Here is a 15116-nt window from a genome sequence, read left to right on the forward strand (position 1 = left end):
GCGGTTCCGCGCGGCGATTGTTCGTGCCGTCAGCAGAGGATGAGTTCGTTACCCCAATTACGTCCAATCATATGTTGTTATGCGGATTGATCGCGGATTTTTATCAATTTGTGCCGTTTTCATAGGCAGCGGCCGTAGTGACCGCTAATTGGGCAACGACGGAGGCGATGTGGTTCTCCTGCGTCGCCGGGTAGGCGGCGGCGAAGGTCAGGCTGGGCAGCGGGTCGTTCCCCTCGACGACGCGCAGGCTGCCGGCGGACAGCTCGCGGCCGACCACCGCCGTCGGGATGGCGCTGACGCCGACGCCGTCGATGGCCATGCGCACCACGCTGGCGAGCGAGCTGTTGCCGAACATCCGCACCGCCAGCCCCTGGGTCAGGAACATCTCGCGGATGACGCCGTAGGGCTGGGTGGTGCGCGAGAAGGTGATGATCGGCCAGCCCACCAGCCCCTCCAGCGACACCGGCTCCGGCGGCAGGTCGAGCTTCGGGCTGGCGATCCAGGCCAGCGGGTAGCTGCACAGCGGCACCACCTTGAACCGCACGTCGGTGTAGGAGGCCAGCATGAACGCGATGTCGAGGTCGTGGCGCAGCAGCGCCTCGCGCAGGTTGGGCGAGGTGTCGACCTCCACCTCCAGCGCGATGGCGGGATAGATGTCGTTCAAGCTCTCGATCAGCGGCGTCAGCCAGGTGTGCACCACCGTCTCCGCCACGCCCAGGCGGATGGTGCCGCGGATGGCGCTGCGGTCGGCGACCGCCGACACCAGCTCGGTGCGCAGCGCCAGCATCCGCTCGGCGAAGCCCAGCAGGATGGTGGCCTGCGGGGTGGGGGCGGCCCGCCGCCCCTGCCGCTCGAACAGCGCGACGCCGAGTTCCTCCTCCAGTTGGGCGATGCGGGCGGAGACCGCGGGCTGCGTGGTGTTCAGCCGCTCCGCCGCCCGGCGGAAGCCGCCGAGCCGCATGGTCCACACGAAGGTTTCCAGCGATTTCAGGTCGAGCATGCCGCCATCTTATGGCGCCGCCCCGGCAAAAAAGAAGGCCCTTGCCGCGGGGCAAGGGCCGGCAGTCAGTACATTCGGAGGAAACGCTCTGCTCACCATGGCGGGCGGAGGTGACTGGCGTGCCGTGCCGGTGTGAATGGGATGTACGCGGGTGTGAATGGCTTGGCGTCTCCTCCAAGCCGTTCACATCTCCCCGCGCCCCGTTCGCCAGCGGAGGCATTACTGTTCATCGCGACCACGAATGATCTAGGATGTCCGGGGCTTCTCCCCCGGGAATGCGCGGGTATCGTTCATGCGGCTGCGTCAGATCGAGGTGTTCCGGGCGGTGATGCTGGCGGGGACGGTGAGCGGCGCGGCACGCCTGCTGCACGTCACCCAGCCGGCGGTCACCAACGTGCTGCTGCACACCGAGGACGAACTGGGCATCAAGCTGTTCGAGCGGATCAAGGGCCGCCTCTACCCGACGCCGGAGGGCCGCACCCTCTACGCCGAGGTCGAGCGCACCTTCGCCGACATCGAGAACCTGCGCAAGCTGGCCGCCAACCTGCGCGGCGGACACACCGGCCACCTGCGCATCACCGCCTCGCCGGCGCTGTGCATCGAGATCATCCCGCTGGCCGTCTCGCGATTCGTCAAGCAGCACCCCGACGTCAGCCTGCACATCGAGACGCACAATTACCGCGACGTGCTGAACACCGTGCTGGTGAAGAACGTCGACATCGGCTTCACCTTCAACCCGCAGCCGCACCCCGCGCTGGAGAGCGACGTGATCGCCGAGGGCGACCTCGTCGGCCTGTTCCCGGCGGAGATCGGCGACGGGCTGGCCCCGGTGGTGGCGCTGGACGTGTTCCGCCAGTTCCCGCTGATCGGCCTGCACACCGACGATCCCCTCGGCATCCTGGTGCGCGACGCCTGCCAGGCGTCCGACGTGCTGCTGTCGCCGCAGATCGAGGTGAAGACCAACCGCATCGCCATGGCGCTGGTCGAGAACGGCGCCGGCGTCGCCATCGTCGACCAGTACACCGCCGCCTCGGCCGACCCGGCGCGGGTGCGGGTGAAGGCGCTGCGCACGCCGCTGCGCTTCACCGTCAACGTCATCCGCGCCCGCCACCACGCCCGCTCGGTGGTCGAGCAGCACTTCATCGCCGAGGTGGTCGAGGTCGAGCGCCTGATCGCCCGCGCCGCCGCCGGCCGCATCGACCGCGCGGCGTGACCCTTACTGGAACACCGGTGCGTACAGCAGGCCGCCGCTGCTCCACGGCCGGTTCAGACCGCGCGGCAGGTGGTAGGGCGAGCGCTCGCCGACGGTGCGCTCGAAGATCTCGCCGTAGTTGCCGACCTGGGTGATCGCCTGATAGGCCCAGTCCGGCCGCAGCCCGGTGCGCTGCGCCACCTCCGGGATGCCTTGCAGCAGGCGCTGTACCTCGCTGCCGCCGGTGGTGCGCAGGATGGCGGCGTTGTCGGCGGTGACGCCCTTCTCCTCGGCCAGCATCAGGGCGAACATGGTCCAGCGCACGATGCCGACCCAGGCGCGGTCGGCGCTGCCGGTGACCGGGGCGATGGGCTCGCGCGTCGGCACCGGCAGCGCCGCGATGTCGGCGCCGGGCTTCGGCACGTCCGGCGCGCGCAGCGCCGCGGTCAGCAGCGCGCGGTCGGTGGAGAGCGCCGCGCACTCCTTGCCGATGAAGGCCTGCAGCGCGTCCGGCCAAGTCGGGTACGGTAGGATCCGCCAGGGCTGGCCGCTGCGCGCCACGTACTCCTCCAGCACCCGGTGCGAGGTGGTGGCGGCGGGGACGCAGACCGTCGCGCCGCCCGCCTGCAAGGGCGGCTTCCCGTCGTCGCGCGGCCACGCGGCGATGCCCTGCTCGTCGTGGAAGACCGGCGGGCCGAAGTCGATGCGGTGCAGGGCGTCGCGCGGAAAAGTCCAGGAGGTCTGGGCGAAGGACACGTCCACCTCGCCGCCCTCCAGCGCGGCGAACTCCTGCGGCTTGGACAGGCGGCGCAGCTCGATGGCCTCGGCGTTGCCGAGCACCGCGGCAGCCAGCGCCCGGCACAGCTCGACCATGAAGCCGGTCGGGCGGCCCGAGGCGTCGTTGGCGGCGAAGCCCGGGCTGTAGGTGACGCCGCAGCGCACCGTGCCGCGCTGCTGCACCGCCGCCAGGACGGACGCGTTTTCGGCGGTGGCCGGCGGAGCGAACGCCAGCCAGCCAGCCGCCGCTGTCGCGGCCAGAATGCGTGCACGTGCTGGCACCGGCCCTTCCCTTCTCCCCTGCTGCGGGCCGTATGATAGGGTACGTACGATGCGGCGCAAGCGCGCCGCGCGGGAAGGGTTCGACGATGGCATTTCGCGTGGGGGTCGGCGGCCGGCTGTTCGGCGTCCTGGTGCTCAACGGCCTTGTGGCCTTCGCCATCGGCCTGGGCGCCTACGCCGCATTCGACAGCCTGCACGACGGCATCACCCGCGTCACCTCGCAGCAGTTCCCCGCCGTGGTCGCCACCGCCCGGCTGGAGCGCCAGCACCAGCGCATCATGCGCTCGCTGGAGCAGCTGGCGCTGTCCACCGACACCTTCGAGCGCGAGGCGATCGGCCAGGGCCTGTCCGACCAGCTCGCCGGCTACGACCGGCTGCTGGCCGAGATCAGCCCGCAGGGCGCGCCGCAGATGCCGCGCATCGAGCACCTGAAGGCGCAGCGCGACGAGATCGCCAAGCTGCGCGACGCCATCGACCGCGGCGTGGCGCTGCGCACCGCCGAGCGGCGCGCGCTGGCCGACCGCGACCGCGACGTGCGGCAGCTCGCCGACGCGCTGGCCGACGGGGCGCTGCGCGCCGATTCCGACCCGGCGGTGCAGCGCTGGCTGGTCGAGGCGGAGCGGACGCTCTTCCTCATCGCCTCGGTGCACCGGGTGGAGACCAGCTTCGCCCTGCAACGCCTCGCCGCCCGCGCAGAGGAGCAGCTGGCTGCCCTGCCCGCCCCGCCGCCGGCCGCGGCACCGCTGGTCGGCGTCATGGGCACGCTGGTGCGCGGCGAGGGATCGGTGTTCCAGCACCGGCGGGCCGAACTCCAGGCGTCGGAGACGCTGGCCGGCCTGCTGGGGCGCGCCGGACAGCTGTCGCTGCTCAACACCGGGCTGACCACCAGCATCTTCGTCGAACACACCAAGCTGGCCGAGGAGAGCCGCCAGCAGGTCATCGACGTGTCGAACACCTACACGCGGCTGTTCTTCGCCTCCATCGTCATCGTGCTGCTCGGCACCGGGCTGACCACGCTGTACGTCAAGCGCAAGGTGGTGGCGCGGCTGTGGGCGGTCAGCCAGACGATCCGCGAACGCACCGAGGGCGCCTCCCCCGCCGGCGACGCCGCCCCGCACGACGAGATCGGGGAGCTGGCCCAGGCCCTGCGCTTCTACGTCCACGAGACCGAGGTGAAGAGCGAGGCACTGCGCAAGAACGAGCAGTGGCTGCGCACCGTGCTGGAGGCGGCGCCGGTGCCGCTGGTCATCTCCGGCCGCGACGACGGGCAGATCCGCTTCGTCAACCGCATGGCGGTGGCGCTGTTCGGCGCGCGCGACGGCGGCCGCCTGCTCGGCCGCCCCGCCGCCAGCCTGTGGCTGGAGCCGACCAGCCGCGACCACTTCGTGCGCGACGTGTTCACCAAGGGCGCCGCGCTCGACGTCGAAACGCAGCTGGTCACCGAATCCGGCGCCATCTGGGGCCTGCTGTCCGCCATCTCCTTCGAGTTCCAGGGCGAGGAGGTGATGCTGACCGCGCTGGTCGACATCACCCGCCGGCGCGAGGCGGAGGGGCTGCTGCTGCGCACCCAGGCCTTCCTGGACGCGGTGATCGACAACGTGCCGAGCGTCCTCTACGTGCTCGACGCCGGGAGCGGCCGGGTGGTGCTGTGGAACCGCGCGGCGGAGCTGGCCTTCGCCACCCGGCGCGAGGACATCCGCGGCCGCCTGCTGGCCGAGGCGCTGCCGCCGGAGACCGGCCGCGCGCTGGCCGGCGGCGAGGCCTTCGCCGAGGAGGTGGTGTTCGGAGAGGGTGGCGAGGCGCGGGTGTTCGCCCTCCAGCGCCATCCCTTCGCGTGGTCGGACGAGGGCGGACGGCACGTCATCTGCGTCGCCAACGACGTCACCGCCTCACGCCGGGCGCGCGAGGAGCTGCGCCACGCCAAGGAGCGCGCCGAGCGCGCCGACGCCGCCAAGACCGAGTTCCTCGCCACCGTCAGCCACGAGATGCGCACGCCGCTGAACGGCATCCTCGGCCTGTGCCGGCTGCTGTTGACCGGAGGCTTGGAGTCGGCGGAGCGGCGCTACGCCGAATCGATCATGCGCTGCGGGCACGGGCTGCTCGACCAAGTCAACGACATCCTCGACCTGCGCAAGATCGAGGACGGCAAGCTCGACCTCGACCCGGCGCCCTGCGCGCTGACGCCGCTGCTCGACGAGGTGATGGCGACGGTGGAGAGCGTCGCCAACGAGAAGGGCATCGCGCTGACTCTCGACGTGGCGCCGGAGGTGCCGGCGTCCATCGTGGTGGACGACCAGCGGCTGCGGCAGATCCTGGTCAACCTCGCCGGCAACGCCGTCAAGTTCACCGAGCGCGGTGGCGTCGATGTGCGGATCTCCCGGACGGAGCGCGAGAACGGTCCGCGGCTGGTGATCGCCGTGCGCGACAGCGGCATCGGCGTGCCGCCGGAACGCCGCGCCGCCATCTTCGAGAAGCTGGAGCAGGCCGACCCCACCATCGCGCGGCGCTTCGGCGGCAGCGGCCTCGGCCTCGCCATCGTCCGCCACCTGCTGGACGCCATGCACGGCGACATCGCGCTGGACAGCGCGGTCGGGGTGGGCAGCGTCTTCACCGTGTCCATCCCGCTGGTGCCGGTGGAGGACGACCGCTCGCCGGCCGGGCCGGGCCGCGCGGCGCCGCTGCACGCGGTGCGCTCGATGAAGCTGCTGCTGGTCGAGGACGACCCGATCAACCGCGAGGTCGCGGTCGGCCTGCTGTCCGACGCCGGCCATCGCATCACCGTCGCCGAGACCGGCGCCAGGGCGCTGGAGCTGGCGGAGCGGCGGGACTTCGACGCGGTGCTGCTCGACATCCGCCTGCCCGACCTCGACGGCCCTGAGGTCGCCCGCCGCATCCGCGCGCTGCGCGACCCCGCCCGCGCCGCGGTGCCCATCGTCGCCGTCACCGCCAACGTCTTCGCCGCCGACCGCGTGCGCTACACGCAGGCCGGCATCGACGCGGTGATCGAGAAGCCGATCTTCCCGGAGCGGCTGACGCACCTGCTGTTCAGCCTCACCCCGCCGGGGACCGCCGGCCGCGACTCCGGTCCGCTGCTCGACGAGGCGGTGCTGGAGCGCTACCACCGCTCGCTCGGCCCCGCGCGCTTCGCGGCCATCCGGGCGCTGCTGGTCGAGGCGGCAGCGGATGGCCTGCCCGGCCTCGGCACGGAGCCCGACGCCGGGCGGATCGAGGACGTGGCGCACCGCCTCGCCGGTGCGGCCAGCCATTTCGGGCTGAGCGCCGTCGTCGCCCTGCTGCGCAAGGTCGAGGATCTGGCGCGCGACGGCCAGCCGGACGCGGCGCGGGCGCTGGCCGCCGGCGCGCCGGCCCGCTTCGCCGAGGCTTTGACGGCGATGGACGCGTGGTGCGAGCGGCACGTTGTTTCGGACGCGGCGGGCCGGTAAGCTCGGCCCACGCAGGGAACACTCAAGGGACCGCATGCACACCGTCGTGGTCGTCGATGACGACGCCATCACGCGCGAGACGCTCAAGACCTACCTGGAGGCGGAGGGCTATCGGGTGCTGCTGGCGCGCGACGCCGAGCAACTGGCCTCGATTCTCGCCCGCACGCGCGCCGACCTGCTGCTGCTCGACATCCGGCTGCCCGGCAAGGACGGCCTGACCATCACCCGCGAGCTGCGCGCCGCCTCCAACGTCGGCATCATTCTGATCACCGGGCGCGGCGACCGTATGGACCGGCTGATCGGGCTGGAACTGGGCGCCGACGACTACATCGAGAAGCCGGTCGAGCTGCGCGAGGTGCTGGCCCGCACCCGCTCCATCCTCAGCCGCGTCGGCCGCTCCGTCAAGCCGTCGCCGCGCCGCTCCCGGCGCTTCGCGGGGTGGGAGCTGCAGGTCGACAAGCGCCGCCTGCTGGATCCGGACGGCGGCGAGGCGCGCCTGACCTCGGCGGAGTTCGAGCTGCTGGCCGCCTTCGTCGAGAACGCCGGCCGGGTGCTGACGCGCGACGACCTGCTCGACCTGACGCTGCGCGGCGACCACGTGCCCTACGACCGCTCCATCGACCGCCTGGTGCGCCGCCTGCGCCGCGTGCTGGGCGACGATCCGGACGAACCGCGCTTCATCGTCACCATGCACGGTGTCGGGTACGCGTTCCAGGCGGCGGTGGAGTAACCTCCCTATTCCCTCTCCCGCCTCCGGCGAGGGAGGGTCAGGGTGGGGGCAACGGCATCAGCGGCAGGCGTTGATTCTCGTGTGCGCCGCTGCCCCCACCCAGCCCTCCCCCAGCGGAGCTGGGGGAGGGTTTGAACGTCACCGGAACGGCGGCGCGTAGAGGATGCCGCCGCGAGTCCAGGGCTGGTTCAGCGCGCGCTCCATGCGGTAGGGGGAGCGGCTGCCGAGGTTGCGCTCGAAGATCTCGCCGTAGTTGCCGACCTGCCCGATCACCTGCAGGGCCCAGTCCTCCGGCAGGCCGAGCGCCTTGGCGCCGGCGTTGGCGTGGCCGAACAGGGCGGCCAGCTCGGGATCGTCGGGGATGCGGCCGGCGCGCACGTCGGCCGAGGTGACGCCCTTCTCCTCGGCCAGGATGGTGGCGGCGATGACCCAGCGGCCGACGTCGTACCAGATGCGGTCGTCGCGGGCGACGTAGGGCGTCAGCGGTTCGCGCGAGATCACGTCCGGGTAGATGCGCACCGCCAGGCCGGCGTTGCGGTAGCTGGCCAGCGAGGTCACCAGCACCGAGCGGTCGGTGGTCAGCAGCCCGCATTCCTGCGCCAGGAAGGCCTGGAGCGCCTCGTCGTAGGTGTTGAAGGTGCGGACCGACCACGGCCGGCTGGTCTGCCGGATGAAGTCCTCCAGATTGCGCGCCGTGGTCGTCTGGGCCTTCACGCACACCGTCAGCGGACCGAGCTGGTCGAGCGGCGGCGGCTTGGCGTCGAGGATGGCGAAGCCCTGCCCGTCGTAGAGCAGCGGGTGCAGGAACTCGATGGCGTAGGAGACGTCGCGGCTCAGCGTCCAGGTGGTGGTGGTCAGCGCCACGTCCACCTCGTGCTTCTCCACCGCGGCGAACTCCTGCGGCTTGTCGGGCAGGCGCACGACGTGGATCGCCTGGGCGTTGCCCAGCGTCGCCGCGGCGAAGGCGCGGCAGAAGTCCACCATGAAGCCGTCCAGGTGCCCCTGCGCATCGACGAAGGACAGCCCGCCCAGCCCGCCGCGCAGCCCGCAGGCGACGCTGCCGCGGCCGCGGATCCGCTCCAGCGCGTCGCCGTCGGCCGCCGCGGCGCCGCCGGCCAGCAGAAGCAGCAGGGCCGTGGTGGCGGCGTGGATCCAGGTGCGTGTCGTCATCGGCCGTCCGCGTCGGAAGATCGGGCGGCCATCATCGGTCAGGCGGCCTGGGCGCGCAACGTCCCCAGCAGGCTGTGCAGCGAGCCGGCCTCGTCGGCCAGCCGGTTCGCCGTCTCGATCAGCGTGCCGGCGATGTCGCCGGTGCGGGTGGCCTGGGTGCTCACCCCCTCGATGATCGTCGCCACCTCGCCGGAGGTCAGCGCGATCTCCCCCACCTTGACCATGATGTCGGACGACGAGGCGTTCTGCTGCCGCACCGCGTCGCCGATCAGCGCCTGCACGGTGCTGATGCGCTCCACCGTCTGCGAGACGCGCTGGAAGGTGCCCACCGTGTCGCGGATGCTGGCGTCGATGGTGGCGACCGAGCCGGCGATCTGCACCGTGGCGCCGGCCGTCTCCTCGGCCAGCTTCTTGACCTCCGCCGCCACCACGGCGAAGCCGCGCCCGGCCTCTCCGGCGACGGCGGCCTCGATGGTGGCGTTGAGCGCCAGCAGCTTGGTCTGGTGGGCGATGCCGGTGATCACGTCGACGATCCGGCGGATCTGCCCGGTGTTCTCCGACAGGTGCTCGACGGTGCCCTGGGCTTCGCCCAGCTCGCTGATGGCCGTCCCGACCACCGTCGCCGCCTCGCCGGCGAGGCCGGAGACGGTGCCGATGTGGCCGACCAGCGTCTCGGCGCTGCCGGTGGCGCCGGCGGCGTTGCGGTTGCTCTCGGCGACGAAGGTGCCGGCCGAGACGGAGCTGTCGATGGTGCTCGCCGACTGCTGCCGCAGATCGTCGGCCAGCGCGCGCAACTGCCCCGACTGCCGGGCGACGGTGGAGGCGACGCCGTGTACGTCCTCGATCAGCTGGCGGGCGAGCGTGGCGGAGCGCACCTGCTCGCTGACGTCGGTCCAGGACAGCGTGCGGGCGATGACCGCGCCGGACTCGTCGTGGATGCTGTCGACGTTGGCCTCCACGGTGGTCTCGCCGACGGTCAGCGTTCGGCGGCGGATCGGCGGACCGGAGGTCAGGCACTCTGCGACGAACGCCGGCCCCTGGTTGAGAAGGTCGGCCGTGCCCTCGTGCGTGCCGTGGTCGCGGCAGAAGACGCGCGCCGCCGGATTGACGAATCCGACGCTGCCGTCGGCGCGCAGCAGGGCGGTGGGCACCGGGCTGCTCTCCACCATGTGCTTGAGCAGCAGCACCTGCTCGACGCTCTGGCGCAGCCGGCTCAGCGCCGCGGCCATGGTCGCCAGTTCGTCGCGGCCGGTGCGCGGCACCTCCAGCGACAGGTTGCCCTCGGAGATCCGCTCCATGGCGCGGGCGAACTTGGCGAGGCTGGCGAACACCGCAACGCGCAGCAGCAGCGTGGCGCAGACCACCACCGCCACGGCGAACAGCGCCACCATCCGGATCGCCTCGTTGCGCAGCTCCTCGACGCTGCCGACGAAGGCGCCGATGTCGCGGGTGATCTCGGCGGTGGCCCAGGGCCGGCCCCCCTCGCCGGGGATGGTGACGGTGCTGACCGAGGGCTGGGCGATGGCGCCGGCCTTGCCGCGCAGCGACTCGAACAGCACCGCGCCGCCGCCGTCCTTGAAGCGGATGTCGGCGTCCAGCGCGGCGCCCAGGGAGCCCAGCGCCGGCAGCGGGTCGCTCACCACCTCCAGGAAGCCCAGCACGCGGAAGCCGCCGATCGGCACCACCATGCTGTAGAGCGGCAGCCCGCGCTCGTTGCGCCACAGCAGGCTGATCGGGCGGCGCTTCTCGGCCAGCTCGCGGCCCTTCAGCATCTCCAGCAGTCCCGGGACCGACGCCACGCTGTCGGCGCTGCCGTCGGCGGCGCGGGTGACGCGGTTCATCTCGGCGTCGAAGACGTTCACCGCGACCAGCACCACCTCGCGGTCGACCACGGCCGGACGGGCGTAGATGCTCTTGAGCGCCAGCGCCGCCTTGGCCCCCTGCCCCTCCGTCAGGCTGTCCACGAGGTAGGAGTCGCGGCTCCATTCGTTGACGTGGCCGGTCAGCCAGTCCGTGTAGGCCTTCTGGATGCGGTCCTTGGCGAGCACGGTGAGCAGCTTGGCGGCGCTGTCGTCCAGCGTCGACACCGCGAACGCGGTGTAGCGCTGCGACACCCAGGCCTGGCTGGCGAACAGCGCCAGCAGCAGCACGCCGATCACCGACACCAGCGCCCGGCGCAGCGTCCAGAACCGAAAGCGTGCCTCGCCCGGCCCGTTCTCCGACGACATCGTCATGCCACCCCCCCGCTCCGTGATCGGACAGTCCGCGGTCCGTACGGTTTGTTATCTCAGGGGGCTATGAACGGCATACCGTTCGTATGTGAATAGTTTGCGACAGGTTGTTGATGCCGTGAAGCTGCCGGACCGATGTGCCGGGGGGCCGCGCCGAATGGAACAGTTTGGAACACCGTGGAACAGTGTGCAGGGGCTGTTCAGTTCCCACCGGCGGGTTGCGGACATGGGTCCGCATTTATGATTTTGAACCTAGCAAATTTAGCGGCGTTTGGCAAGGGCATGACGCAGAGCAATCGCTCGAACCGGCCCCCTTTACTGCCGGGCGGCGCTTCATCCGCCAGTCACGATGCGAAAAATACAAAAAGCCAAACACGTATCCGTCATCCCCGCGAAGGCGGGGATCCATACGTTCCGTAGCCGCACGTTTTGGGAATTATGGATCCCCGCCTTCGCGGGGATGACGGCCAAAAGAAAGTCCGTCGTTGGGTGCCCTCATCCCTGCGCCACGTCGCCGGCGAACAGATAGCCGGAGCCGTGCACGGTGATGATCAGGCGTGGCGCCTTGGGGTCGGCCTCGACCACCTGCCGCAGGCGGCGGACCAGCGAGTCGATGGTGCGGTCGGACGCCTCGGTCTTGCGCCGGGTGGTGACCGTCAGCAGGTAGTCGCGGCTGAGCACCCGGCCGGCGTTGCTCACGAAGGTGGACAGCAGCTCGAACTCCGCCCCGGTCAGGCGCACGGCGGCGCCGGCCGGGTCGACCAGCTGCATGCGGTCGATGTAGAGCGTCCAGCCCTCGAAGCTGCGCTTGCGGTCCTCGCGCCCCTGCACCGGGGCGTCGAGGCGGCGCAGCAGGTTGCGCACGCGGGCCAGCACCTCGCGCGGTTCGAAGGGTTTGGCGATGTAGTCGTCGGCCCCCATCTCCAGGCCGATGATGCGGTCCAGCTTGTCGCCGCGGCTGCTGACCAGGATGATGCCGATGTCCGACGCCGCCCGCAGCTCGCGGGTCAGCGTCAGCCCGTCCTGCCGCGGCAGGCGGATGTCGAGCAGCAGCAGGTCGATGCGACGGGTCTCCAGGAGCGCCTTGAGGTCCTCGGCGCTCCTGGCCTGGAGCACGTCGAAGCCCTCCTCGGCGAGGGTGGCGTTCAACGTCTCGCGGGTGACCGCGTCGTCATCAACGATGGCAAGGGTCGCCATGGGCGGCGTCAGTGCTCCAGGATCTGGCCGAGGAACTGCCGGGTGCGCTCGCTGCGCGGGTTGGCGAAGAACTCGGCCGGGGGTGCGGTCTCAATAATGCTGCCTTCGGCCATAAACACAACGGTGTCGGCGACCGACTTGGCGAAGCCCATCTCGTGGGTGACGCAGACCATGGTCATCCCCTCCTCCGCCAGCTCGATCATGACGTCCAGCACCTCCTTGACCATCTCGGGGTCGAGGGCCGAGGTCGGCTCGTCGAACAGCATGATCTGCGGGCGCATGCAGAGCGCGCGGGCGATGGCGACGCGCTGCTGCTGGCCGCCGGAGAGCTGGCCGGGGAACTTGTGCGCCTGATCGCGGATGCGCACGCGGTCGAGGTAGCTGAGCGCCACCTCCTCGATCTCCGCCTTGGCCATGCCGCGCACCCAGATCGGGGCGAGCGTCAGGTTCTGCAGCACGCTGAGGTGCGGGAACAGGTTGAACTGCTGGAACACCATGCCGACCTGTTTGCGGATGGTCTCCACCGACTTGACGTCGTCGGTCAGCTCGGTGCCATTGACGGTGATGCTGCCGGTCTGGTGCGCCTCCAGGCGGTTGATGCAGCGGATCATGGTCGATTTGCCGGAGCCCGACGGGCCGCAGACCACGACCTTCTCCCCCTTGCGGATCTGCAGGCTGACGTCGCGCAGCGCGTGGTAGTGGCCGTACCACTTGCCGACCTTGTTCAGCTCGATGATGGCGGTCTCGGTCATCGTTCCTTCCTCCCGGCCGGTCAGCGGCGGTTGTATCGGTTGGATTCCCGCTCGAGCCACTGGCTGTAGCGGGACATGCTGTAGCAGAAGCCCCAGAAGATCAGCCCGACGAAGACGTAGACTTCGCCGAAGAAGGGCCGCCATTCCGGATCGGTGGTCGCGAGGTTCGCCGCGGTGAGCAGGTCGTACAGGCCGACGATGGTCACCAGCGAGGTGTCCTTGAAGCAGGAGATGAACTGGTTGACGATCGGCGGGATGACGATGCGCAGCGCCTGCGGCAGGATGATCAGCAGCATCTTCTGCCAGTAGGACAGGCCCAGCGCGTCGGCCGCCTCGTACTGCCCGCGCGGGATCGCCTGCAGACCGCCGCGCACGGCTTCGGCCAGATAGGCGGCGGTGAACATCGTCAGGCCGGCCAGCGCGCGCAGCAGCTTGTCGACCGTGACGCCCTCCGGCAGGAACAGCGGGAACATCACCGAGGCCATGAACAGCACGCTGACCAGCGGCACGCCGCGCATCAGCTCGATGAAGCCGACGCACAGCGAGCGGATCGCCGGCAGGCCCGACTGCCGGCCGAGCGCCAGCACCACCGACAGCGGGAAGGCCAGCGCGATGGCGAACACCGACAGCATCAGCGTGATCGGCAAGCCGCCCCAGCGGTCGTTGGCGACGTAGGTCAGGCCGAACACGCCGCCCCACATCAGGGCTCCCATGAGGCCCAGGCAGCCGACCCAGACGCCGACCAGCCACGGCCGCCAGCAGGCGCGCACGGCGCTGACGCCGAGCGCCACCAGGAACAGCGCGCAGGCCAGCAGCGGCCGCCACTGCTCCTCGTAGGGGTAGGTGCCGAAGAAGATCGGGCGGTGCTTGGCGGCGATGATCGACCAGCAGGCGCCCTCGGCGGCGCGGCACTGCTCGGGCGTGCCGAGCCACGTGGCGTTCACCAGCGCCCAGCTCACCACCGGCGGCACGGCGAACCACAGGATCGCCAGACAGGCCAGCGTCAGCGCGGTGTTGAGGCGCGAGTTGAACAGATTGTCCTTGGCCCACCCGAACGGCTTCAGCGCGGTGAGGGCCGGCGGCGGCACCATGACCTGGGAGGGCTCCTCCTCGAAGGAGGCGGCCCAGGCGGTGCTGCGGGTCGTCAGGTCCTTGCTCATCGGGTCACCAGCGACAGCTTGCGGTTGTACCAGTTCATGTACGTCGAGATGGCGAGGCTGATCACGAGGTAGACCGCCATCATCAGCGCCACCGCCTCGACCACTTGGCCCGTCTGGTTGGCCGAGGTGTTGGAGACGCTGACCAGATCCGGGTAGCCGATCGCCACGGCGAGCGACGAGTTCTTGGTCAGGTTGAGGTACTGGCTGGTCAGCGGCGGCACGATGACGCGCAGCGCCTGCGGCAGGATGATCAGCCGCAGCACCTGCCCCGGCTTGAGGCCGAGCGCGAGGCCGGCCTCGGTCTGGCCGTGCGGCACGGCGAGGATGCCGGAGCGCACGATCTCGGCGATGAAGCCGGCGGTGTAGACCGACAGGCCGATGAACAGCGCGGTGAACTCCGGCGACACGGTGCCGCCGCCGGCGAAGTCGAAGCCCTCGCGCACCGGCGCGTCGAGGGCGAGCGGTGCGCCGTTCAGCAGGAAGGCGGCCAGCGGCAGGCCGAGCACCAGCGCCGCCGCGGCGGGCAGGGTCGGGAACGGCTTTCCGGTGGTCTCGCGCCGGCGCCGCGCCCAGCGGACCAGCACGACCGTGGCGGCGATGCCGGCGGCGAGCGCCAGCAGCGTCGGCGTGTGGCTGCCCGGGTCGGCCAGCGTCGGGTACTTGATGCCGCGGTTGCTGAGGAACAGGTTGGGCAGCAGCTCCGGCGCGGTGCGCGGGCTCGGCAGGCGGCCGATGATCGCGTACCAGACGATGAGCTGGAGGAGCAGCGGCACGTTGCGCACGCTCTCCACGTAGACGGTGGCGAAGCGACCGACCATCCAGTTGGACGAGAGCCGGCCGACGCCGACCAGCAGGCCGAGCACGCTCGCCAGCACCACCGCCGCCGCCGAGACGGCCAGCGTGTTCAGCAGCCCGACGGCGAACGCCTTCAGGTAGGTGTCGGCGGCGGAGTAGGCCAGCAGGCTCTCGCCGATCTCGAACCCGGCCTCGCGGCCGAGGAAGTCGAACCCCGTCGCCACGCCGCGCTTGGCGAGGTTGGTCAGGGTGTTGGAGACCAGATACCAGCCGGTCAGGGCGGCGGCGGACACCACCAGCCCCTGGTAGAACCAGCCCCGCACCTGGGCGGAGTTCAGGAATCGTGTGACGTTGGTCATCGTGCGCTCCGGGCCGGGACGCGGGGGG

At 70.9% G+C, this 15116-nt stretch carries 11 protein-coding genes; 3 read left to right on the forward strand and 8 right to left on the reverse strand.

Features of this window, described 5'->3' with window-relative positions:
* Positions 1-103: 103 nt before the first annotated feature.
* On the reverse strand, positions 104-1000 hold the full coding sequence (locus TSO221_RS13510) for a LysR family transcriptional regulator (RefSeq protein WP_109119025.1): 897 nt from the start codon (positions 998-1000) through the stop codon (positions 104-106).
* Positions 1001-1292: 292 nt separating this feature from the next.
* Between TSO221_RS13510 and TSO221_RS13515 the strand changes: the two genes are divergently transcribed.
* Positions 1293-2213 (forward strand): LysR substrate-binding domain-containing protein, encoded by a 921-nt coding sequence (locus tag TSO221_RS13515; protein ID WP_109119026.1) that lies wholly within the window; start codon positions 1293-1295, stop codon positions 2211-2213.
* 3 nt (positions 2214-2216) lie between these two features.
* On the opposite strand, the gene TSO221_RS13520 is transcribed toward TSO221_RS13515, so the two are convergent.
* The gene (locus tag TSO221_RS13520; RefSeq protein WP_247878036.1) at positions 2217-3251 is read right to left on the reverse strand and encodes a transporter substrate-binding domain-containing protein; all 1035 of its coding nucleotides are present in this window, start codon (positions 3249-3251) and stop codon (positions 2217-2219) included.
* An 86-nt stretch (positions 3252-3337) separates the two neighbouring features.
* Here TSO221_RS13520 and TSO221_RS13525 point away from each other — a divergent pair, with 86 nt between their 5' ends.
* Both TSO221_RS13525 and TSO221_RS13530 read left to right on the forward strand, forming a co-directional pair.
* The gene (locus tag TSO221_RS13525) at positions 3338-6694 is read left to right on the forward strand and encodes an ATP-binding protein (RefSeq protein WP_109119028.1); all 3357 of its coding nucleotides are present in this window, start codon (positions 3338-3340) and stop codon (positions 6692-6694) included.
* Positions 6695-6728: 34 nt separating this feature from the next.
* Complete coding sequence (locus tag TSO221_RS13530; protein ID WP_109119029.1) at positions 6729-7424, forward strand: response regulator; 696 nt, start codon at positions 6729-6731, stop codon at positions 7422-7424.
* Between the two features lie 138 nt (positions 7425-7562).
* Here TSO221_RS13530 and TSO221_RS13535 read toward each other — a convergent pair whose 3' ends face one another.
* The 6 genes from TSO221_RS13535 to TSO221_RS13560 all read right to left on the reverse strand — a co-directional run bounded on the left by TSO221_RS13535 (position 7563) and on the right by TSO221_RS13560 (position 15088).
* Complete coding sequence (locus TSO221_RS13535; RefSeq protein ID WP_109119030.1) at positions 7563-8594, reverse strand: transporter substrate-binding domain-containing protein; 1032 nt, start codon at positions 8592-8594, stop codon at positions 7563-7565.
* A gap of 38 nt (positions 8595-8632) precedes the next feature.
* Positions 8633-10828 (reverse strand): HAMP domain-containing methyl-accepting chemotaxis protein, encoded by a 2196-nt coding sequence (locus TSO221_RS13540; RefSeq protein WP_109119031.1) that lies wholly within the window; start codon positions 10826-10828, stop codon positions 8633-8635.
* 492 nt (positions 10829-11320) lie between these two features.
* Positions 11321-12022 carry a response regulator gene (locus tag TSO221_RS13545; RefSeq protein WP_109119032.1) on the reverse strand — a complete coding sequence of 234 codons (702 nt, stop codon included), beginning with the start codon at positions 12020-12022 and terminating at the stop codon, positions 11321-11323.
* A gap of 8 nt (positions 12023-12030) precedes the next feature.
* Positions 12031-12774 (reverse strand): amino acid ABC transporter ATP-binding protein, encoded by a 744-nt coding sequence (locus TSO221_RS13550; RefSeq protein WP_109119033.1) that lies wholly within the window; start codon positions 12772-12774, stop codon positions 12031-12033.
* Between the two features lie 20 nt (positions 12775-12794).
* Positions 12795-13934: an amino acid ABC transporter permease gene (locus tag TSO221_RS13555; protein ID WP_109119034.1), complete on the reverse strand. Its 1140-nt coding sequence runs from the start codon at positions 13932-13934 to the stop codon at positions 12795-12797.
* On the reverse strand, positions 13931-15088 hold the full coding sequence (locus tag TSO221_RS13560) for an ABC transporter permease subunit (protein ID WP_109119035.1): 1158 nt from the start codon (positions 15086-15088) through the stop codon (positions 13931-13933). Before TSO221_RS13560 ends, TSO221_RS13555 begins: the two co-directional genes overlap by 4 nt.
* Positions 15089-15116 lie beyond the last annotated feature (28 nt).

Origin of the sequence: Azospirillum sp. TSO22-1 (assembly GCF_003116015.1) — a bacterium.
Classification (GTDB): domain Bacteria; phylum Pseudomonadota; class Alphaproteobacteria; order Azospirillales; family Azospirillaceae; genus Azospirillum.

Excerpts from the sequence above, each read along its gene's own strand:
- TSO221_RS13510 (WP_109119025.1), bottom strand. The coding sequence starts at position 1,000 with ATGCTCGACCTGAAATCGCTGGAAACCTTCGTGTGGACCATGCGGCTC.
- TSO221_RS13515 (WP_109119026.1), top strand. The coding sequence starts at position 1,293 with ATGCGGCTGCGTCAGATCGAGGTGTTCCGGGCGGTGATGCTGGCGGGG.
- TSO221_RS13525 (WP_109119028.1), top strand. The coding sequence starts at position 3,338 with ATGGCATTTCGCGTGGGGGTCGGCGGCCGGCTGTTCGGCGTCCTGGTG.
- TSO221_RS13530 (WP_109119029.1), top strand. The coding sequence starts at position 6,729 with ATGCACACCGTCGTGGTCGTCGATGACGACGCCATCACGCGCGAGACG.
- TSO221_RS13535 (WP_109119030.1), bottom strand. The coding sequence starts at position 8,594 with ATGACGACACGCACCTGGATCCACGCCGCCACCACGGCCCTGCTGCTT.
- TSO221_RS13540 (WP_109119031.1), bottom strand. The coding sequence starts at position 10,828 with ATGACGATGTCGTCGGAGAACGGGCCGGGCGAGGCACGCTTTCGGTTC.
- TSO221_RS13545 (WP_109119032.1), bottom strand. The coding sequence starts at position 12,022 with ATGGCGACCCTTGCCATCGTTGATGACGACGCGGTCACCCGCGAGACG.
- TSO221_RS13550 (WP_109119033.1), bottom strand. The coding sequence starts at position 12,774 with ATGACCGAGACCGCCATCATCGAGCTGAACAAGGTCGGCAAGTGGTAC.
- TSO221_RS13555 (WP_109119034.1), bottom strand. The coding sequence starts at position 13,934 with ATGAGCAAGGACCTGACGACCCGCAGCACCGCCTGGGCCGCCTCCTTC.
- TSO221_RS13560 (WP_109119035.1), bottom strand. The coding sequence starts at position 15,088 with ATGACCAACGTCACACGATTCCTGAACTCCGCCCAGGTGCGGGGCTGG.